Origin of the sequence: Streptomyces olivaceoviridis (genome assembly GCF_014650115.1) — a bacterium.
GTDB classification, from domain to species: domain Bacteria; phylum Actinomycetota; class Actinomycetes; order Streptomycetales; family Streptomycetaceae; genus Streptomyces; species Streptomyces olivaceoviridis.
This window is the reverse complement of record NZ_BMUI01000009.1, coordinates 163,605-181,147: the sequence shown is the minus strand read 5'-3', so window position 1 is coordinate 181,147 and position 17,543 is coordinate 163,605. Positions and strand designations below refer to the sequence as shown.

General features: G+C 67.6%; 26 protein-coding genes. All 26 read right to left on the bottom strand.

The window, feature by feature from the left end; genetic code table 11:
* On the bottom strand, window positions 1–1,878 hold the full coding sequence (locus tag IE273_RS19585) for a glycosyltransferase family 39 protein (RefSeq protein ID WP_189816463.1): 1,878 nt from the start codon (window positions 1,876–1,878) through the stop codon (window positions 1–3).
* The gene (locus IE273_RS19580; RefSeq protein ID WP_189816462.1) at window positions 1,875–2,957 is read right to left on the bottom strand and encodes a glycoside hydrolase family 26 protein; all 1,083 of its coding nucleotides are present in this window, start codon (window positions 2,955–2,957) and stop codon (window positions 1,875–1,877) included. The genes IE273_RS19585 and IE273_RS19580 overlap by 4 nt, the downstream gene beginning before the upstream one ends.
* Window positions 2,957–4,375: a glycosyltransferase family 2 protein gene (locus tag IE273_RS19575; protein ID WP_189816550.1), complete on the bottom strand. Its 1,419-nt coding sequence runs from the start codon at window positions 4,373–4,375 to the stop codon at window positions 2,957–2,959. Before IE273_RS19575 ends, IE273_RS19580 begins: the two co-directional genes overlap by 1 nt.
* A 386-nt stretch (window positions 4,376–4,761) precedes the next feature.
* Window positions 4,762–5,625: a tRNA pseudouridine(38-40) synthase TruA gene (gene truA, locus IE273_RS19570; RefSeq protein WP_189816461.1), complete on the bottom strand. Its 864-nt coding sequence runs from the start codon at window positions 5,623–5,625 to the stop codon at window positions 4,762–4,764.
* 74 nt (window positions 5,626–5,699) lie between these two features.
* Entirely contained in the window at window positions 5,700–6,191 is a 492-nt protein-coding gene (rplQ, locus tag IE273_RS19565) for a 50S ribosomal protein L17 (RefSeq protein ID WP_189816460.1), read from the bottom strand.
* 160 nt (window positions 6,192–6,351) lie between these two features.
* Window positions 6,352–7,374: a DNA-directed RNA polymerase subunit alpha gene (locus IE273_RS19560; protein ID WP_003966937.1), complete on the bottom strand. Its 1,023-nt coding sequence runs from the start codon at window positions 7,372–7,374 to the stop codon at window positions 6,352–6,354.
* Window positions 7,375–7,517: 143 nt separating this feature from the next.
* Window positions 7,518–7,922, bottom strand: a complete 405-nt coding sequence (rpsK, locus tag IE273_RS19555) for a 30S ribosomal protein S11 (protein WP_003956432.1) — start codon at window positions 7,920–7,922, stop codon at window positions 7,518–7,520.
* A 66-nt stretch (window positions 7,923–7,988) separates the two neighbouring features.
* Complete coding sequence (rpsM, locus tag IE273_RS19550; protein WP_014674386.1) at window positions 7,989–8,369, bottom strand: 30S ribosomal protein S13; 381 nt, start codon at window positions 8,367–8,369, stop codon at window positions 7,989–7,991.
* A 193-nt stretch (window positions 8,370–8,562) separates the two neighbouring features.
* Window positions 8,563–8,676, bottom strand: coding sequence for a 50S ribosomal protein L36 (gene rpmJ, locus IE273_RS19545; protein ID WP_003998809.1), 114 nt, complete (start codon window positions 8,674–8,676; stop codon window positions 8,563–8,565).
* A 60-nt stretch (window positions 8,677–8,736) separates the two neighbouring features.
* Window positions 8,737–8,958, bottom strand: coding sequence for a translation initiation factor IF-1 (gene infA, locus IE273_RS19540; RefSeq protein WP_003948620.1), 222 nt, complete (start codon window positions 8,956–8,958; stop codon window positions 8,737–8,739).
* A gap of 162 nt (window positions 8,959–9,120) precedes the next feature.
* Window positions 9,121–9,957 (bottom strand): type I methionyl aminopeptidase, encoded by an 837-nt coding sequence (gene map, locus IE273_RS19535; protein WP_189816549.1) that lies wholly within the window; start codon window positions 9,955–9,957, stop codon window positions 9,121–9,123.
* Between the two features lie 100 nt (window positions 9,958–10,057).
* Window positions 10,058–10,720 (bottom strand): adenylate kinase, encoded by a 663-nt coding sequence (locus IE273_RS19530; RefSeq protein WP_014674384.1) that lies wholly within the window; start codon window positions 10,718–10,720, stop codon window positions 10,058–10,060.
* Window positions 10,720–12,033, bottom strand: coding sequence for a preprotein translocase subunit SecY (gene secY, locus IE273_RS19525; RefSeq protein WP_189816459.1), 1,314 nt, complete (start codon window positions 12,031–12,033; stop codon window positions 10,720–10,722). Before secY ends, IE273_RS19530 begins: the two co-directional genes overlap by 1 nt.
* Before the next feature lie 188 nt (window positions 12,034–12,221).
* Window positions 12,222–12,677, bottom strand: coding sequence for a 50S ribosomal protein L15 (gene rplO / locus IE273_RS19520; RefSeq protein WP_014674382.1), 456 nt, complete (start codon window positions 12,675–12,677; stop codon window positions 12,222–12,224).
* Between the two features lie 2 nt (window positions 12,678–12,679).
* The gene (gene rpmD, locus IE273_RS19515) at window positions 12,680–12,862 is read right to left on the bottom strand and encodes a 50S ribosomal protein L30 (RefSeq protein ID WP_003998814.1); all 183 of its coding nucleotides are present in this window, start codon (window positions 12,860–12,862) and stop codon (window positions 12,680–12,682) included.
* Between the two features lie 2 nt (window positions 12,863–12,864).
* The gene (rpsE, locus tag IE273_RS19510) at window positions 12,865–13,470 is read right to left on the bottom strand and encodes a 30S ribosomal protein S5 (protein WP_019753099.1); all 606 of its coding nucleotides are present in this window, start codon (window positions 13,468–13,470) and stop codon (window positions 12,865–12,867) included.
* Window positions 13,471–13,506: 36 nt separating this feature from the next.
* Entirely contained in the window at window positions 13,507–13,890 is a 384-nt protein-coding gene (gene rplR, locus IE273_RS19505) for a 50S ribosomal protein L18 (protein ID WP_058081557.1), read from the bottom strand.
* Window positions 13,891–13,893: 3 nt separating this feature from the next.
* The gene (gene rplF / locus IE273_RS19500; RefSeq protein WP_014674379.1) at window positions 13,894–14,433 is read right to left on the bottom strand and encodes a 50S ribosomal protein L6; all 540 of its coding nucleotides are present in this window, start codon (window positions 14,431–14,433) and stop codon (window positions 13,894–13,896) included.
* Window positions 14,434–14,457: 24 nt separating this feature from the next.
* Window positions 14,458–14,856, bottom strand: a complete 399-nt coding sequence (gene rpsH, locus IE273_RS19495) for a 30S ribosomal protein S8 (protein ID WP_014674378.1) — start codon at window positions 14,854–14,856, stop codon at window positions 14,458–14,460.
* A gap of 211 nt (window positions 14,857–15,067) precedes the next feature.
* A complete protein-coding gene (locus IE273_RS19490; RefSeq protein ID WP_003948630.1) occupies window positions 15,068–15,253 on the bottom strand; it encodes a type Z 30S ribosomal protein S14 in 186 nt (61 codons plus the stop codon).
* 5 nt (window positions 15,254–15,258) lie between these two features.
* On the bottom strand, window positions 15,259–15,816 hold the full coding sequence (gene rplE / locus IE273_RS19485; RefSeq protein ID WP_014674377.1) for a 50S ribosomal protein L5: 558 nt from the start codon (window positions 15,814–15,816) through the stop codon (window positions 15,259–15,261).
* Window positions 15,816–16,139 (bottom strand): 50S ribosomal protein L24, encoded by a 324-nt coding sequence (rplX, locus tag IE273_RS19480; RefSeq protein WP_014674376.1) that lies wholly within the window; start codon window positions 16,137–16,139, stop codon window positions 15,816–15,818. The genes rplE and rplX overlap by 1 nt, the downstream gene beginning before the upstream one ends.
* Window positions 16,140–16,141: 2 nt before the next feature.
* On the bottom strand, window positions 16,142–16,510 hold the full coding sequence (gene rplN, locus IE273_RS19475; RefSeq protein ID WP_003998823.1) for a 50S ribosomal protein L14: 369 nt from the start codon (window positions 16,508–16,510) through the stop codon (window positions 16,142–16,144).
* Window positions 16,511–16,614: 104 nt separating this feature from the next.
* A complete protein-coding gene (gene rpsQ, locus IE273_RS19470; protein WP_014674375.1) occupies window positions 16,615–16,899 on the bottom strand; it encodes a 30S ribosomal protein S17 in 285 nt (94 codons plus the stop codon).
* The gene (gene rpmC, locus IE273_RS19465) at window positions 16,899–17,123 is read right to left on the bottom strand and encodes a 50S ribosomal protein L29 (protein ID WP_003974259.1); all 225 of its coding nucleotides are present in this window, start codon (window positions 17,121–17,123) and stop codon (window positions 16,899–16,901) included. The genes rpsQ and rpmC overlap by 1 nt, the downstream gene beginning before the upstream one ends.
* The gene (gene rplP / locus IE273_RS19460; protein WP_189190333.1) at window positions 17,123–17,542 is read right to left on the bottom strand and encodes a 50S ribosomal protein L16; all 420 of its coding nucleotides are present in this window, start codon (window positions 17,540–17,542) and stop codon (window positions 17,123–17,125) included. Before rplP ends, rpmC begins: the two co-directional genes overlap by 1 nt.
* Between the last annotated feature and the right edge of the window lies 1 nt (window position 17,543).

Genomic DNA, 17,543 nt, shown 5'->3' with positions numbered 1-17,543 from the left:
TCAGGCGGTCTTGACCCAGATGCGGTAGTGGCCGGTGCCGCTGGAGTTGCGGAAGGGCAGGTCGGCGAGGAGCCGGTAGTGCGGATTGCCCTTGACCGCGGCGGCGACGACGCCGTCCACCCGGGGGTTGGTGAGACCGTCCAGAACGATCAGGTCGAACTCGCCGTCGCGCAGCGCCGCGCGGTAGGCGGCGTCACCCTTGTGGTACGTGCCCTTCCGGTCCGTGTACTCCAGCGCGAAGACGCCCTGCCACTGCCGGTGGCTGGTCTTGTCGCGCAGGTAGTAGACGGGCACCTCGGGCGTCGAGGCGAGGTAGTGGCCCTTGCGGTCCACGTGGGAGTCGATGACCTGGATCATCTTCGAGGAGTCGGGCCAGACGCCGAAGCGCCAGTCCGCCTGCTGGATGCCGAGGCAGAGCGTCGCCGTCCACAGCATGATGCCGAGCTGGGGATAGCGGAAGTGCGCCCCGATCAGCCGGGTCACGCCGACACCGGCCATCGGCGCGGCGAACAGCAGGCCGAAGCCGACGTGCTTGAACAGCGAGACCACGGTCCCCAGGTGCATCTGGTAGGCGGGTGCGAGCAGCGCGGTGCCGCACAGCACCAGCCCGAGCAGGGCCCGCCAGCGCCAGCCGGGGTTGCCGAGCCGCTGGGCGGCCGGCGACTCGTTCATCCGGCTGCGCCGCACGTAGGAGAGGGCGCCGCCGACGGCCGTGAGGAACATCAGGCCGCCCCACTGGGCCGACCGCTGGAGCAGGAAGGCGGCGCTGTCGGAGCCGTGGGCGCGGTTGGTCGTGGTCTGCCGCACACCGGCGAGCAGGTCGGTGCTGTACATGCCGGCCGCCAGCAGGGCGCCGATGCCGAGCGCGAGGAGCAGCATCCTCAGGAAGGCCTTGCGGCCCTTGTGCGGCCAGCCGGTGAGCAGGGCGAGCACGACGATGGTCGGCAGGTACAGGGCCGCCGCGTACTTCACGCCGACGGCGAGGACGGCGACCGGCGCGGCGAGCAGCACGGCGGCCACGGGCGCCCGGTCGGTGCGGACGACGATCCAGGTGGCCAGGGCCAGCAGGAACACCGCGGCGGCGTCGTAGGTGGCGAAGTACCCCATGACGATGGTCGACTGGACCACGGCGAAGAGCGCCGCGCCGGCCAGCGCGGCCCGCTCGTTGAAGAGCCGCCGGGTGAAGGAGTACAGCAGCGCGGTGGTGCCCAGCATGAACGCCAGGCTCAGGACGCGGGCCCCGGTGAGCCCGAAGCGGCCGTCGACGGCGGCGGCGAGCACCGGGTACAGCTGCGGCGAGCCGGAGAAGTACGCCCCGTAGTCGATGGGCAGCGGGGTGCCGTGCAGCAGGTGCTGCAACTCGGCGTGTCCGGCGGCCAGGTACAGGGCCTCGTCCTGGAACGCCGTGTTGGACAGCCGCAGCGAGAGCACCGCCTGGACGGCCAGGACGAACAGCAGCACCGCTCGGCTGACCCAGGCGCGCCGCCGGCTGGCGGCCATGTCCCAGCCGACCTCGGGCGTCTCGGGCACGGTGTACCCGGGCTCGGCGGGCGCGGCCGGCTCGGCGACCGTGTGCAGGGCGTACGTCGGCTGGTCGTCCTGCTGCTGGTACGGAGAGGTCCGGGGGTCGTAGTCGTACCCCTGGGCGGCGTCGTGGGCCTGGGGAGCGTCGTACCCCTGGGGCGCGACATGGCCCTGGGGAGCGTCGTACCCCTCGGGCGCGGCATGGCCCTGGGGTGTCACCTGTCCCTGGGCCGTCTCGTAGCCCTGGGACCGGCGCGGGACGAAGCCGTCGGAGTTGAACCAGCCGCCCTGCGGGTCGTCGTCCGCGTACGGGTCGTACGGCTGCGGGACGTAGTACTCGGGTCGTGAACTCATGACGGCTTCCGTACGTCGAAGCCGAACCGGTCGTCGGCGGCCAGGCGCTTGAACTCCTTCAGCGCCAGCGGGCTCGCCTCCAGCCGCCAGTCGGCGCGCTTCTTGTGGTTGAACCAGATGAAGCCGAGCATGTCGTCGTCCGCCGCGACGCCCGCGAACAGGTTGCGGATGTCGGCCCGCCGCCGTTCGCCGGGCACGGCGCCGGTCTCCAGCAGCAGGATCGGCTTCTTGGTGAAGGTGCGGACCCGGTCGCGGGTGGTCCCGAAGACGCTGTCGAAGGAGTTGTCCTCGCCGGCGGTGAAGTAGCCGATCAGTCCGACCCAGTCGACATAGGCGTCGCCCGGGTAGTACGGCTTGAGCTTCACGTCCGGGACCGGGTTGACGATGTTGGGCGACCAGGCCCAGATGACGTTGGTGGCGCCCGCGTCCACGAAGGTCTGGTGGATGTGCCGCCAGGCGGCCACGTACTGGGCCGGGGTCACGTCCTTCGTGCCCCACTTCTCCCAGTGGCCGTTGAACTCGTCCGCGAAGTCGATCACCACGGGCAGGTTCAGCTTGCGGACCGCGGTCGCGTACTCCTTGAGGTACGCGTCCGACTCGCCCGCCGCGATGTCGGCGAGGGAGGTGTCGAAGGGCTCCCAGGACATCAGCGTCAGCGCGCCCTCGGCCCAGGCGTTGCGCACCCCGGTGGCGTCGAAGCCGTCGCCCCAGCCGGCGTAGTACTCGACCAGGTTCGGCTGCTTGCCGGTCATCCTCGTGTACGCGTCGACGTTCTTCATGGAGGTCGGCGCGCCGGGCACCGACGCGCCGAAGTACTTCTTCGCCGGCTTCAGCAGGGGGGTGACGTCGTAGGGGACGTCCTGGCCGGCGCCGTCCGTGGCGTGCGGGGCGGCGGTGCCGCCGGACGCCGGCGAGTCGCCGGAGTCGTCGCCGAGCAGCGAGCAGCCGCTCAGCGCGAGGACACCGGCGAGGACGCCGGCCAGCGCGGCGCGGGTCGGCCGGCCGCGGTGGAACCGGAGCGTACGGCCGCGGCCGAGCCGGGCCGCGGCGCCGCTGCGGAATCGTTTCGCCAGTCGCATCAGGCAGCCTCCGCCCCCGAGCGCGGCTGGACCAGGACCCGGCCCACGACCAGCGCGTAGAACAACCCGGAGGACAGGATCAGGGCGAAGTCCGGGGCGTTCATGGTGAACGTCCGGTACACCGCCGCGGTGACCCAGATCAGTGCCGTGCCGCCGCTCCAGGCCCACATGCCGATCCAGAAGCGCCGCGTCTTGTTCTTCTTGGCGCCGGAGGAACCGGTCGGCTGCCAGCCCATCCGGTTCTTGCGCAGGATGTCCCAGATGGCGAAGACGTGCGCCCAGCCGTACATCATGCGGGCCGCCCACGCCTCCAGGCGGTACGGCGCCCGGTGCCACATCGGGAAGACGATCGTGGTGTAGAGGATGCTGGGCAGCACCAGGAGCAGATGCTCCACCTTGAGCTTCTCCGGCATCATCAGCAGCAGCACGATCGGGATGACCGGCGCCGCGAAGGTGAACAGCGCGGTGTGGATGTAGTAGAAGAACCCGGACATGTAGCACAGCCGGCTGGAGAGCCTGATCTTCGCCCGCCAGAACTTGCGGCTGCCGAGCAGGCTCATCGAGCCCGAGCACCAGCGGTACTGCTGGTTGAAGAAGGCGCCCGCGGTGTCCGGGCACACCCCGGTGGACACCGCGACCGGGACGTACCTCAGGTCCCAGCCGAGCCCGCGCAGGTCGAAGCCGGTGTGCACGTCCTCGGAGTGCTCGATCAGGGTGGTGCCGCCGTTGGTCTCCAGGGCCGCCCGCCGGTAGATCGCGCAGGAACCGACGCAGATGGCGCCGTCACTGCCCTGCCGCGACACCTGCACGGACCGGTAGAACAGCTCCTGCACCGCGCCCGCGCCGCGCTCGATCCAGTTCTGCGAGTCGAGCACCCGGAAGTACTGCGGGGACTGGACGATGCCGATCCGCGGATCGGCGTCCATGTACGGCAGCAGTTCCTCCAGCAGATCGGCGCGCGGGGTGAAGTCGGCGTCCAGGATGAGGATGTACTCGCCGTCGGACTGGGCGAAGCCGAAGTGCAGGTTGCCGGCCTTCTTGAACCAGCCCCGGTTCTCCCGGGTGCCGTAGCGGAACCCGAAGTCCCGGGCCATCGCGGCCAGCTCCGGGCTCGCGCCGTCGTCCAGCACGAACGGCACGCAGACCCCGGGGTACCGGTCGGCCATCGCCCGCACGTGCCGCCAGGTGTTGTGCAGCACCTCGATGGGCTCCCCGCACACCGGCAGGAACACGTCGACGGACGGGTAGACCTCGGGCCGCCAGTTCTGCACCAGCCGCCGGTGGTGGGCGATGTCGAAGTCCCGGGTGAAGCCGTTCACCCGCAGCGACACCAGGTAGTAGACCACCGTGAACACCAGCAACGGCGTGTAGATCCACAGCACCGGCGTGGACTGGGCCAGCTTGAACTGGCTCACCACCAGACAGCAGAAGCTGACCAGCGAGCTGATGGTCAGGATCCACAGGTGCCGGTGCGCGTAGGAGTACTTCTCCCGGTCCGTCGGCGGCAGCGGCAGCAGTCCGAGCGCGGGGTTCCCGCCCCGCCCGGCCCGTCGCCGCCCACCACTCCGGCGCGCCGCGCGCCGCCCCCCGGTCCGCACGGAACCCACTGAAGTCATGCCGTTGTCCAACCCCGGGCGTAACCGGCCGCCCGTCGACCCCCCAGCCAACCCCGGCCACCCCTGTCGAACTTCTGGCCGGGAGGCGCAACTGTATCCGAGAGGTATGGAACGCGTAAGGGCTGCCAAGAAGGGTTACGTCCGTTAAGTCCAGACATGTGGCATAAGCTCAGCGAAATGCAACGTAACTAACAGGTTTCGCAGCCTGACACTCCGGGAAGCGTCCGCTTGTTCCGCGCCTCCTTGCTCCGGGCCGCCAGCAGTTCGTCGGCCGGATAGCCGACCTCCTCCAGCGTCAGCCCGTGCGGCCGTACGACATGCACGGCGGAGTCCCGCACCCGGGCGGCCAGCACCTTCCCGGGCCACTCCGGCCCCCGGTGCCCGTCCCCCACGAACAGCAGCGCGCCGATCAGCGACCGCACCATGTTGTGGCAGAAGGCGTCCGCGCGCACGGTGGCGGTGATGATCCCGTCCTCCCCCCGGACCAGGCTCAGCTCCTGGAGCGTGCGGATCGTGGTCGCCCCTTCCCGCTTCTTGCAGTAGGCGGCGAAGTCGTGCTCCCCGAGCAGCGCACGGGCGGCCTCGTTCATGGCGTCCACGTCGAGCGGCCAGTCGTGCCACAGCACATGGCTGCGCAGCAGCGGGTCCACACCGCCCGGGTTGTCGGTCACCCGGTACGCGTACCTCCGCCACACGGCCGAGAACCGCGCGTTGAAACCGCTCGGCGCCTCCCTGAGCGCCCACACCCGCACGTCCTTCGGCAGCCGGCCGGCGAGCCGCTTGAGCAGCTTCTCGTGATGCTCACGCCAGACACCCTCGGGCAGGTCCACGTGCGCCACCTGCCCGCGCGCGTGCACCCCGGCGTCGGTCCGCCCGGCGACCGTCAGCTCATAGGTCTCCCGGGACCGGGTCACCGTCCGCAGGGCGTCCTCGATCTCCCCCTGCACGGTCCGCCTGCCACCGGCCTGTTTCGCCCAGCCGTGGAAGCCGGTGCCGTCGTACGACAGGTCGAGACGGAGACGGACATGGCCGGGCTGTACTTCGTCACTCACGTACAGATCCTCTCAAGTACGCGAAAGCGGGCCCGCCCCGAAGGGCGGACCCGCTTCCCGCGTCAGGCAGAGCCTCAGGCGTCCTTGGACTCCTCGGCGGGGGCCTCGGTCTCCTCGACCGTGGTCTCCTCGGCCTTGGCCTCCTCGGCCTCCTTGACCGCACGCTTGGTGGCGGCCTCGGCCTCACCGGTCGCCTGCTGGGCAACCGTCAGCGCCTCGACCAGCTCGATGACGGCCATGGGCGCGTTGTCGCCACGGCGGTTACCGATCTTGGTGATGCGGGTGTAGCCACCGGGACGGTTCTCGTACCGCGGGCCGATCTCGGTGAAGAGCGTGTGGACGATGCCCTTGTCCGTGATGACCTGGAGCACCTGACGGCGGTTGTGAAGGTCACCCTTCTTCGCCTTGGTGATCAGACGCTCGGCGTACGGGCGCAGGCGGCGCGCCTTCGCCTCGGTGGTGGTGATGCGGCCGTGCTCGAAGAGGCTCTTCGCCAGGTTCGCGAGGAGGAGCTTCTCGTGCGCGGCGCTGCCGCCCAGACGGGCACCCTTGGTGGGCTTCGGCATGTTCTTTCTCCTGTGTGTCTGCCCCGGCCGTGTCAGGTACCGGGGTCAGTATCCGAGCAGGCGGTCGCCTGTCGGAGACCCCGCGCCCGAAAGGGGCGCGGGGAACTGCGCGACCAGCCACAGCGGGCCGGCAGCCGAAAACGGTCCGGCGGGCCCGAGCTCAGTACTGCTCGGTCTCCACGAACCCGGCGTCCGCGTCGTCATCGGCACCGAACGCGTCCGCGGCAGCGGTCGGGTCGAATCCGGGCGGGCTGTCCTTGAGGGCCAGGCCCATGCCGGCCAGCTTCGCCTTGACCTCGTCGATGGACTTCGCACCGAAGTTGCGGATGTCCAGGAGGTCGGCCTCGGAGCGCGCGACCAGCTCACCCACGGAGTGGATGCCCTCACGCTTGAGGCAGTTGTACGACCGAACGGTGAGCTCCAGCTCCTCGATCGGCAGCGCCAGGTCGGCGGCGAGCGCGGCGTCCGTCGGGGACGGACCCATGTCGATGCCCTCGGCGTCGATGTTCAGCTCGCGCGCGAGACCGAACAGCTCGACCAGCGTCTTGCCGGCGGAGGCCATGGCGTCACGGGGACGCATCGCCTGCTTGGTCTCGACGTCGACGATCAGCTTGTCGAAGTCGGTGCGCTGCTCGACACGCGTGGCCTCGACCTTGTACGTGACCTTCAGAACCGGCGAGTAGATCGAGTCGACCGGGATACGGCCGATCTCCTGGCCCACCTGCTTGTTCTGCACGGCGGAGACGTAACCGCGGCCACGCTCGACCGTCAGCTCCATCTCCAGCTTGCCCTTGCCGTTGAGCGTGGCGAGGACCAGGTCGGGGTTGTGCACCTCGACACCGGCCGGGGGCGCGATGTCGGCGGCGGTGACCAGACCCGGGCCCTGCTTGCGCAGGTACATCACGACCGGCTCGTCGTGCTCCGAGGAGACGACCAGCTGCTTGATGTTGAGGATCAGGTCGGTGACGTCCTCCTTGACGCCCGGCACGGTGGTGAACTCGTGCAGCACGCCGTCGATCCGGATCGAGGTGACGGCGGCACCCGGGATCGAGGAGAGGAGGGTACGGCGGAGGGAGTTGCCGAGGGTGTAGCCGAAGCCCGGCTCCAGCGGCTCGATCACGAACCGGGAGCGGAACTCGTCGACGACCTCTTCGGTCAACGAGGGACGCTGAGCGATCAGCATGTGTGGATCAGATCCTTCTTTCGTGGACGCCCGCTATTTGACGTCCGACGGAAACCGCGCCCGGAAAAGCGCGGGTACTGCAAGGGTACGGGCGGCACGACCCGAAAGAGCCGTGCCGCCCGCGACCAGCGACCTGGGAAGCGTCAGACGCGGCGACGCTTCGGCGGACGGCAGCCGTTGTGCGGGGTCGGGGTGACGTCCTGGATGGAGCCGACCTCAAGACCCGTGGCCTGGAGGGAGCGGATCGCGGTCTCACGACCGGAACCCGGGCCCTTGACGAACACGTCGACCTTGCGCATGCCGTGCTCCTGGGCGCGGCGGGCAGCCGACTCGGCGGCCATCTGCGCGGCGAACGGCGTGGACTTCCGGGAGCCCTTGAAGCCGACGTGGCCGGCGGAGGCCCAGGAGATCACGTTGCCGGACGGGTCCGTGATCGACACGATCGTGTTGTTGAACGTGCTCTTGATGTGCGCGTGGCCGTGAGCGACGTTCTTCTTTTCCTTGCGGCGCACCTTCTTGGCAGCGCCCTGACGTCCCTTGGGGGGCATCTACAAACTCCTAGAGGGAGGTGGTCGGTCCTACAGCGAAGACCGTGGACAGGTGTCCGCTGCGGACTACTTCTTGCCCGGCTTCTTCTTGCCGGCGATGGCGCGACGCGGGCCCTTGCGGGTGCGGGCGTTGGTGCTGGTGCGCTGACCGCGGACGGGCAGACCGCGACGGTGACGGAGACCCTGGTAGGTGCCGATCTCGACCTTGCGGCGGATGTCGGCCTGGATCTCGCGACGGAGGTCACCCTCGGTCTTGATGTTGTTGTCGACGTACTCGCGGATCGCGACCAGCTGCTCTTCGGACAGGTCACGAACGCGGGTGTTCGGGTCGACGCCGGTCGCAGCCAGCGTCTCCTTCGAGAGGGTCCGGCCGATGCCGAACACGTAGGTGAGGGCGATCTCCACGCGCTTGTCGCGCGGGATGTCGACACCGGAAACGCGTGCCATTCAATGGCTCCTGGTGAATCTTCGGAGGTCTTCCGCAGAACCGGCTCCCGGCCGCCGTACTAGGTACGAACCGGGTCCCCGGCCTCCGAACCGGGGGTGTCGAGCTGGGTGGCTCGGGCTCTGCGTATGAACATATTCAGCTCGCGTCGCGCGAAAACTCTGCGATAGAGGTGCAGAGGGTGATGGTCGTGCGTCAGCCCTGGCGCTGCTTGTGGCGCGGGTTCTCGCAGATGACCATGACCCGGCCGTGACGGCGGATCACCCTGCACTTGTCGCAGATCTTCTTGACGCTCGGCTTGACCTTCATGGGGTGAGGTTCTCCGGGTCAGTGCCATCGCACCGGGCGGGCCCGGGGCGCGGGCAAGATCTACTTGTACCGGTAGACGATCCGGCCACGCGTCAGGTCGTACGGAGACAGCTCCACCACGACCCGGTCGTCAGGGAGGATGCGGATGTAGTGCATACGCATCTTGCCGCTGATGTGTGCCAGGACCTGGTGGCCGTTCTGGAGCTCGACCTTGAACATGGCGTTCGGCAGAGACTCGACGACAGTGCCCTCGATCTCGATGGCACCTTGCTTCTTGGCCACGCTTCGCCCTTCGAATCGACTACCTTGATCGACTCTCAGGCGATCCCTGGGATTCCCTTGCGGGAGCATGCGGACATGCGGGTGCACGAGAGCCGACGAGTCAGTCTACGTCGGCGCACCCGGAAAGGCGAATCGATGAAGTCTGCCCCATGGGGGTGATCCCTATGCGAGCGGGTCGGGAGCGGCCGTGATGCCGTACTCGGCCAGCTTGGCCTTGCCTCCGTCGGGGGCGGTGAGGACCAGCGGGCCCTGCTCCGTCAGCGCGATGGAGTGCTCCCAGTGGGAGGACCAGGTGCCGTCGGTGGTGATGACCGTCCAGTCGTCCGACAGGACCTCGGTGCGCGGAGTGCCCAGCGACACCATCGGCTCGATCGCGAGGCAGAAGCCCGGGACCAGCTTGGGGCCCTTGCCGCGCCGGCGGTCGACGTAGTTCAGCAGGTGCGGGTCCATGTGCATCTCGGTGCCGATGCCGTGGCCGCCGTAGTCCTCGATGATCCCGTACCGGCCGCCGCCCGGCTTGGGCTGGCGGCGGATGTACGTCTCGATCGCCCGGGAGATGTCGACCAGGCGGTTACCCTGCTTCATGGCCGCGATACCGGCCCACATCGACTCTTCCGTCACCCGGGACAGCTCGAGCAGCTCCGGGGCGTGACCGGAGCCCACGAACGCGGTGTAGGCCGCGTCGCCGTGCCAGCCGTCGACGATCGCGCCGCAGTCGATGGAGATGATGTCGCCGTCCTTGAGGACGACGTCGTCGGAGGGGATGCCGTGGACGACCACGTCGTTCACGGAGGTGCAGATGGTCGCGGGGAAGCCCCCGTAGCCCAGGAAGTTCGACTTGGCGCCGTGCTCGGCGAGCACCTTGCGGGCCACCTCGTCCAGGTCCTTGGTGGTGGCGCCCGGCACCGCGGCCTCGCGCGTGGCCGCGTGGATGGCGGCTACGACCAGGCCCGCCGCCCGCATCTTCGCGATCTGCTCGGGGGTCTTGATCTGCACCATGGGGGGCCTGCGCTCTCCGTCACTCACATCGACTGGGTACCTGTACAACAGTACGGCCGCGGCGCCCTCGGCAGGGCACCGCGGCCGGTAGGGCCGGGAGCTACTTCTCGGCCTTCTCGCGCTTGAGCGCCTCCAGCGCCCGCCGCGTGATCTCGTCCACCGGGCCCAGGGAGGAGATCGTCACGACCAGGCCCTGCGCCTTGTAGTAGTCGATGATCGGCTCGGTCTGCGTGTGGTAGACCTCCAGCCGCTTGCGGACGGTCTCCTCGGAGTCGTCGTCGCGCTGGTACAGCTCGCCACCGCAGACGTCGCAGACGCCCTCCTGCTTCGGCGGGCTGTACGTCACGTGGAAGACGTGGGAGGAGTCGTTCCGGCAGATGCGCCGGCCGGCGATGCGCTTGACGACCTCGTCCTCGGGGACCTCCAGGTCCAGCACGGCGTCCAGCGTGATGCCCTCGGTCCGCAGCAGCTCGTCCAGCGCCTCCGCCTGCGAGACGTTGCGCGGGAAGCCGTCCAGCAGGAAGCCGTTCTCCGCGTCCGGCTGCTCCATGCGGTCCTTGGCCATCGCGATCGTCACCTCGTCGGGCACGAGGTTGCCGGCGTCCATGTAGGACTTCGCGAGCTTGCCCAGCTCCGTCTGCCGACTGATGTTGGCCCGGAACAGGTCGCCCGTGGAGATGTGCGGGACACCCAGCTTCTCTGCGAGCCGGACGGCCTGCGTTCCCTTACCGGCACCCGGCGGCCCGACGAGGACGATACGCATCAGCGGAGGAACCCTTCGTAATTGCGCTGCTGGAGCTGGCTCTCGATCTGCTTCACCGTCTCAAGGCCGACACCCACGATGATGAGGATGCTGGTCCCGCCGAAGGGGAAGTTCTGGCTTGCCCCGAAGCCCACCAACGCCACTGTCGGTACGAGAGCGATCAGACCCAGATACAGCGAGCCCGGCCAGGTGATCCGGTTGAGCACATAGCTCAGGTACTCAGCGGTCGGTCGGCCAGCCCGGATGCCCGGGATGAAGCCACCATACTTCTTCATGTTGTCGGCTACTTCTTCGGGGTTGAAGGAGATCGCCACATAGAAGAACGCGAAGAAGACGATGAGCAAGAAGTACGAAGCGATGTAAATCGGGTGATCGCCCTTGGTGAGGTTCTGCTCGACCCAGGTCTTCCAGCCCGACTTGCCTCCCGCGAACTGCGCCACGAGCGCCGGGATGTAGAGCAGCGAGGAGGCGAAGATGACGGGAATCACACCCGCCTGGTTCACCTTGAGCGGGATGTACGTGGACGTGCCGCCGTAGGAACGGCGTCCGATCATGCGCTTCGCGTACTGCACCGGGATGCGGCGCTGGGCCTGCTCGACGAAGACGACGAGCGCGACCATGATCAGGCCCACCGCGATGACGGTGCCGAACTCGATCCAGCCGCCGGCCAGCGTGCCCTGCTTCTTGATGGCCCACAGCGCGGACGGGAAGGTCGCGGCGATCGAGATGAACATCAGGATCGACATGCCGTTGCCGATGCCGCGGTCGGTGACCAGCTCGCCGAGCCACATCACGACGGCCGTGCCCGCGGTCATGCAGATGACCATGGTGATCGTGGTGAAGATCGCCTGGTCCGGGACGATGCTCGTGGCGACCGAGCAGCCGCTGAAGAGGGCGCCGCTGCGGGCGGTGGCGACCAGGCCGGTGCCCTGGAGGATGGCGAGCGCCACGGTGAGGTAGCGGGTGTACTGCGTGATCTTCGCCGTGCCGGCCTGGCCCTCCTTCTTCAGGGCTTCCAGGCGCGGGATGACCACGGTCAGCAGCTGAAGGATGATGCTGGCCGTGATGTACGGCATGATGCCGAGCGCGAAGACCGTGATCTGCAGCAGCGCGCCACCACTGAACATGTTCACGAGGCCGAACAGGCCCTGGTTGCCCTGGGCCTCGTTCACACAGGTCTGGACTGCCTTGTAGTTCACGCCGGGGATCGGGATGTGGGTACCGACCCGGTAGACCACGATGATGCCCAGCGTGAAGAGCAGCTTCTTGCGCAGGTCGGGCGTCCTGAACGCCCGGGCGAACGCGGTGAGCACGGTGCCTCCTGCGACCCCCGCGCAACTGCGTCAAGGGTGACGGTCTGAGTTCGACGAATACGAAAAAGAACAGTGCAGGCCACCTTACCGGCGACACTGCCCCCCTAGGAACGACCAACCGGGGATACCTCATTGTGAGGTATCCCCGGTCGGGATCGTTTACGTCATCGAGAAGTCGTCCGAAGGACTCAGACGAGCTCGGTGACCGTGCCGCCGGCGGCGGTGATCTTCTCCTTGGCGGAGCCGGAGACGGCGTCGACCGTCACCTGGAGCGCCACGGAGATCTCGCCCTGGCCGAGGACCTTGACGAGGCTGTTCTTGCGAACGGCACCCTTGGCGACGAGACCCTCGACGGTGACCTCGCCACCCTCCGGGTACAGCGCGGCCAGCTTGTCGAGGTTCACGACCTGGTACTCGGTCTTGAACGGGTTCTTGAAGCCCTTCAGCTTCGGGAGGCGCATGTGCAGCGGCATCTGGCCGCCCTCGAAGCGCTCCGGAACCTGGTAGCGGGCCTTGGTGCCCTTGGTACCACGACCGGCCGTCTTACCCTTCGACGCCTCACCACGACCCACACGGGTCTTGGCGGTCTTGGCGCCCGGGGCGGGACGGAGGTTGTGGATCTTCAGCGGGTTCTGCTCCGCCATGATCAGTCGACCTCCTCGACCGTCACGAGGTGGCGGACGGTGTGCACCATTCCGCGGAACTCGGGGCGGTCCTCCTTGACGACCACGGTGTTGATCCCCTTGAGACCAAGCGACCGCAGGGTGTCACGGTGGTTCTGCTTGCTGCCGATGTAGGACTTGACCTGCGTGATCTTGAGCTGCGCCATGATTACGCACCCGCCCCGGCACGCGCACGCAGCAGGGCCGCGGGGGCGACGTCCTCAAGCGGCAGACCGCGGCGGGCCGCGATCTCCTCGGGACGCTGCAGACCCTTCAGGGCCTCCACGGTCGCGTGCACGATGTTGATGGCGTTGTCGGAGCCGAGCGACTTCGACAGCACGTCGTGGATACCGGCGCACTCCAGCACGGCACGCACCGGACCACCGGCGATAACACCGGTACCCGGGGACGCGGGCTTGAGCAGCACGACGCCGGCAGCCTTCTCACCCTGGATGGGGTGCGGGATGGTGCCCTGGATCCGGGGGACCTTGAAGAAGTGCTTCTTGGCCTCCTCAACGCCCTTGGCGATGGCGGCCGGCACCTCCTTGGCCTTGCCGTATCCGACACCCACGGTGCCGTCACCGTCGCCCACCACGACCAGCGCGGTGAAGCTGAAGCGACGACCACCCTTCACAACCTTGGCGACGCGGTTGATCGCGACGACGCGCTCGACGTACGCGGTCTTCTCGGCGGCAGCAGCGCCGCCGTCACGGCCCTTCCGGTCCCGCCGCTCGCCGCCACCGGCACCGCTTCCGCGGCGCTGGGGTCCAGCCATTGGATTACCTCTCTCTTTCCGCTAGCTACAAGCGGCTCAGAACTTGAGCCCGGCTTCGCGGGCGGCGTCCGCCAGGGCGGCGATGCGCCCGGCGTACTGGTTGCCACCACGGTCGAACACGACAGCCTCGACACCGGCGGCCTTGGCACGCTCGGCGACCAGGGCGCCGACCTGCTTGGCCTGCGCGGACTTGTCGGTCTCGCCGCCACGGATCGACGCGTCCAGGGTGGACGCCGACGCCAGCGTGTGGCCCTTCAGGTCGTCGATCACCTGCGCCACGATGTGGCGGTTGGAGCGGGTCACGACCAGACGGGGACGCTCCGCCGTACCGGAGATCCGCTTGCGGATCCGGATGTGACGGCGCTTGATCGCGGCGCGCTTGTAGGCGTCGCCCTTGAGGATCTTCTGCCCGTATGCCATGGCTTACTTACCCGCCTTTCCGACCTTGCGGCGGATGACTTCGCCCTCGTACTTGACGCCCTTGGCCTTGTACGGGTCGGGCTTGCGCAGCTTGCGGATGTTGGCCGCAACCTCGCCGACCTTCTGCTTGTCGATGCCCTCGACCGAGAAACGGGTCGGGGTCTCCACCTTGAAGGTGATGCCCTCGGGGGCCTCGACCAGGATCGGGTGGCTGTAACCGAGAGCGAACTCCAGGTTCGAACCCTTGGCGGTCACTCGGTAACCGACACCGCTGATTTCGAGCTTCTTCACGTAACCCTGGGTCACGCCGGTGATCATGTTCGCCACCAGCGTGCGGGAGAGGCCGTGCAGGGCCTTGCTCTGACGCTCGTCGTTCGGGCGGGTCACCTGGAGGGTGCCGTCCTCGCCCTTAGCGATGTCGATCGGCGCGGCGACGGTGTGGGTCAGCGAGCCCTTGGGGCCCTTGACCGAGACCGTCCGGCCGTCGATGGTGACGTCCACGCCGGCGGGAACCGCGATGGGGAGCTTGCCGATGCGCGACATAGCTGTTTCCTCCGTTCCCTTCTGCTACCAGACGTAGGCGAGGACTTCCCCACCCACGCCCTTCTTGCCGGCCTGCTTGTCGGTGAGGAGCCCGTGCGACGTGGAGATGATCGCCACGCCGAGGCCGCCGAGCACCTTCGGCAGGTTGGTGGACTTCGCGTACACCCGGAGACCGGGCTTGGAGATCCGCTTGATGCCCGCGATGGAGCGCTCACGGTTGGGGCCGAACTTCAGCTCCAGGACGAGGTTCTTGCCGACCTCGGCGTCCTCGACCTTCCAGCCCGTGATGAAGCCCTCCTGCTGGAGGATCTCCGCGATGTGAGACTTGATCTTGGAGTGCGGCATCGACACCGAGTCGTGGTATGCCGAGTTCGCGTTCCGCAGACGCGTCAACATGTCTGCGATCGGATCAGTCATGGTCATGAATTGGCCTGTGGCCTTTCTCGCCGGGGTTTCCTATATGCGCCATCCCTCTCCCCGTACATGGACGGGACGGGTGCGGCGCGGGGACCTACGGCGTAGTAAGTCGTTCAGGGCGGCAGAGGCCCAACCCTCCTAGCCTAAGCCATGAGGGCAGGCGCCCCTGCCGTCCCGGTTGCTTACCGAGAGGTCCAGGAATCCCTAAAAGTCGGGATTACCAGGAGCTCTTGGTCACGCCCGGCAGCTCGCCACGGTGAGCCATCTCACGAAGGCACACGCGGCACAGGCCGAACTTGCGGTACACGGAGTGGGGGCGACCGCAGCGCTGGCAGCGGGTGTAGCCACGCACACCGAACTTGGGCTTGCGAGCAGCCTTCGCGATGAGAGCCTTCTTCGCCATCTCGCTCACGCCTCCTTGAACGGGAAGCCGAGGTGACGGAGAAGGGCACGGCCCTCTTCGTCGTTGGTCGCCGTGGTCACCACGGTGATGTCCATACCCCGGACACGGTCGATCTTGTCCTGGTCGATCTCGTGGAACATGACCTGCTCCGTGAGACCGAAGGTGTAGTTGCCACGGCCGTCGAACTGCTTGGGGGACAGACCGCGGAAGTCGCGGATGCGCGGCAGCGCGAGCGACAGGGTGCGGTCCAGGAACTCCCACATGCGGTCGCCACGAAGCGTGACGTGGGCACCGATCGGCTGACCCTCACGCAGCTTGAACTGCGCGATGGACTTGCGGGCCTTGGTGACGGCCGGCTTCTGACCGGTGATCGTGGTGAGGTCGCGGATGGCGCCCTCGATCAGCTTGGAGTCGCGGGCGGCGTCGCCCACACCCATGTTGACCACGATCTTGACGAGGCCCGGGACCTGCATGACGTTCTCGTACTTGAACTCGTCACGCAGCTTGCCCGCGATCTCCTCGCGGTACTTCGTCTTCAGACGCGGAGTGGTGGTGGTAGCCATCAGATGTCCTCACCCGTCCGCTTGGCAACGCGGATCTTGTTGCCCTCTTCGTCGAAGCGGTAGCCGACACGCGTGACGACCTTCTGGCCGTCCTTCTCCACGACCAGCTGGACGTTGGACACGTGGATCGGGGCCTCGGTGGTCACGATGCCGCCGGCCTGGGAACCGCTGGCGGTCGGACCGGCCTTGGTGTGCTTCTTGACCCGGTTGACACCCTCGACCAGGACGCGCTCCTCGCGCGGGTAAGCGGCAATGACCTTGCCCTGCTTGCCCTTGTCCTTGCCGGTGATGACCTGGACCAGGTCGCCCTTCTTGATCTTCATGCTTACAGCACCTCCGGAGCCAGCGAGATGATCTTCATGAACTTCTTCTCGCGCAGCTCACGCCCGACCGGGCCGAAGATGCGGGTGCCGCGAGGGTCGCCGTCGTTCTTCAGAATGACAGCGGCGTTCTCGTCGAAGCGGATGTACGAGCCGTCCGGGCGGCGGCGCTCCTTGACGGTGCGAACGATGACCGCCTTGACGACGTCACCCTTCTTCACGTTGCCACCGGGGATCGCGTCCTTGACGGTGGCGACGATGACGTCACCGATGCCCGCGTAGCGGCGACCGGAGCCACCGAGCACACGGATGCAAAGGATCTCCTTCGCACCAGTGTTGTCGGCGACACGCAGTCGCGACTCCTGCTGGATCACGTCTATCTCCTGATCGTCTGCCGGTTCCCGGCAGGGGCTGCCCTCTCAGGGGGAGCCCCTGCCGAGCCTGGCGGAACTGACCTGCGGGGTCTGCCCCGCAGGAATTACTTGGCCTTCTCGAGGATCTCGACGACGCGCCAGCGCTTCGTCGCGGACAGCGGCCGGGTCTCCATGAGGAGGACGCGGTCGCCGACGCCCGCAGCGTTCTGCTCGTCGTGGGCCTTGAGCTTGTTCGTACGGCGGATGACCTTGCCGTACAGCGCGTGCTTCACACGGTCCTCGACGGCGACGACGACGGTCTTGTCCATCTTGTCGCTGACGACCAGACCCTCACGGGTCTTGCGGAAGCCTCGGGCTTCGGTGTTCTCAGTCACGTTGCTCTCGCTCATCAGGCGCTCTCCACCGTCTCGATGCCCAGCTCGCGCTCACGCATCAGGGTGTAGATCCGCGCGATGTCCTTGCGGACGGCCTTCAGCCGACCGTGGTTCTCGAGCTGACCCGTCGCCGCCTGGAAGCGGAGGTTGAACAGCTCTTCCTTGGCCTCGCGGAGCTTCGCCAGAAGCTCCTCGTTGCCCAGCTCGCGCAGCTCGGACGCCTTGGTACCGGCCGACATCACGCTTCACCTGCCTCGCGCTTGACGATCCGGCACTTCATCGGCAGCTTGTGGGCCGCACGCGTCAGCGCCTCACGGGCGATCTTCTCGTTGGGGTACGACAGCTCGAACATCACCCGACCGGGGTGAACGTTCGCGACCCACCACTCCGGCGAACCCTTACCGGAACCCATGCGGGTCTCGGCCGGCTTCTTGGTGAGGGGACGGTCCGGGTAGATGTTGATCCAGACCTTGCCGCCACGCTTGATGTGGCGGGTCATCGCGATACGAGCCGCCTCGATCTGGCGGTTGGTCACGTACGCCGGCGTGAGGGCCTGGATGCCGTACTCGCCGAACGCAACCGTCGTACCGCCCTTGGCCATACCACGGCGCTTCGGGTGGTGCTGCTTGCGGTGCTTGACCCTACGGGGGATCAGCATG

Bases quoted from the DNA above. Each gene is read 5' to 3' on its own strand.
- rpsQ (WP_014674375.1), bottom strand. From the start codon at position 16,899: ATGAGCGAGAGCAACGTGACTGAGAACACCGAAGCCCGAGGCTTCCGC.
- rplO (WP_014674382.1), bottom strand. From the start codon at position 12,677: ATGGCGGAGCAGAACCCGCTGAAGATCCACAACCTCCGTCCCGCCCCG.
- IE273_RS19490 (WP_003948630.1), bottom strand. From the start codon at position 15,253: ATGGCGAAGAAGGCTCTCATCGCGAAGGCTGCTCGCAAGCCCAAGTTC.
- IE273_RS19560 (WP_003966937.1), bottom strand. From the start codon at position 7,374: ATGCTGATCGCTCAGCGTCCCTCGTTGACCGAAGAGGTCGTCGACGAG.
- rpsE (WP_019753099.1), bottom strand. From the start codon at position 13,470: ATGGCTGGACCCCAGCGCCGCGGAAGCGGTGCCGGTGGCGGCGAGCGG.
- rpsH (WP_014674378.1), bottom strand. From the start codon at position 14,856: ATGACCATGACTGATCCGATCGCAGACATGTTGACGCGTCTGCGGAAC.
- rplP (WP_189190333.1), bottom strand. From the start codon at position 17,542: ATGCTGATCCCCCGTAGGGTCAAGCACCGCAAGCAGCACCACCCGAAG.
- rpsM (WP_014674386.1), bottom strand. From the start codon at position 8,369: ATGGCACGCGTTTCCGGTGTCGACATCCCGCGCGACAAGCGCGTGGAG.
- rpsK (WP_003956432.1), bottom strand. From the start codon at position 7,922: ATGCCCCCCAAGGGACGTCAGGGCGCTGCCAAGAAGGTGCGCCGCAAG.
- rplQ (WP_189816460.1), bottom strand. From the start codon at position 6,191: ATGCCGAAGCCCACCAAGGGTGCCCGTCTGGGCGGCAGCGCCGCGCAC.
- map (WP_189816549.1), bottom strand. From the start codon at position 9,957: ATGGTGCAGATCAAGACCCCCGAGCAGATCGCGAAGATGCGGGCGGCG.
- rplX (WP_014674376.1), bottom strand. From the start codon at position 16,139: ATGAAGATCAAGAAGGGCGACCTGGTCCAGGTCATCACCGGCAAGGAC.
- rplE (WP_014674377.1), bottom strand. From the start codon at position 15,816: ATGGCTACCACCACCACTCCGCGTCTGAAGACGAAGTACCGCGAGGAG.
- rpmJ (WP_003998809.1), bottom strand. From the start codon at position 8,676: ATGAAGGTCAAGCCGAGCGTCAAGAAGATCTGCGACAAGTGCAGGGTG.
- rplF (WP_014674379.1), bottom strand. From the start codon at position 14,433: ATGTCGCGCATCGGCAAGCTCCCCATCGCGGTTCCCGCCGGCGTGGAC.
- IE273_RS19580 (WP_189816462.1), bottom strand. From the start codon at position 2,957: ATGCGACTGGCGAAACGATTCCGCAGCGGCGCCGCGGCCCGGCTCGGC.
- rpmD (WP_003998814.1), bottom strand. From the start codon at position 12,862: ATGGCGCAGCTCAAGATCACGCAGGTCAAGTCCTACATCGGCAGCAAG.
- IE273_RS19530 (WP_014674384.1), bottom strand. From the start codon at position 10,720: ATGCGTATCGTCCTCGTCGGGCCGCCGGGTGCCGGTAAGGGAACGCAG.
- IE273_RS19585 (WP_189816463.1), bottom strand. From the start codon at position 1,878: ATGAGTTCACGACCCGAGTACTACGTCCCGCAGCCGTACGACCCGTAC.
- rpmC (WP_003974259.1), bottom strand. From the start codon at position 17,123: ATGTCGGCCGGTACCAAGGCGTCCGAGCTGCGCGAGCTGGGCAACGAG.
- rplR (WP_058081557.1), bottom strand. From the start codon at position 13,890: ATGGCATACGGGCAGAAGATCCTCAAGGGCGACGCCTACAAGCGCGCC.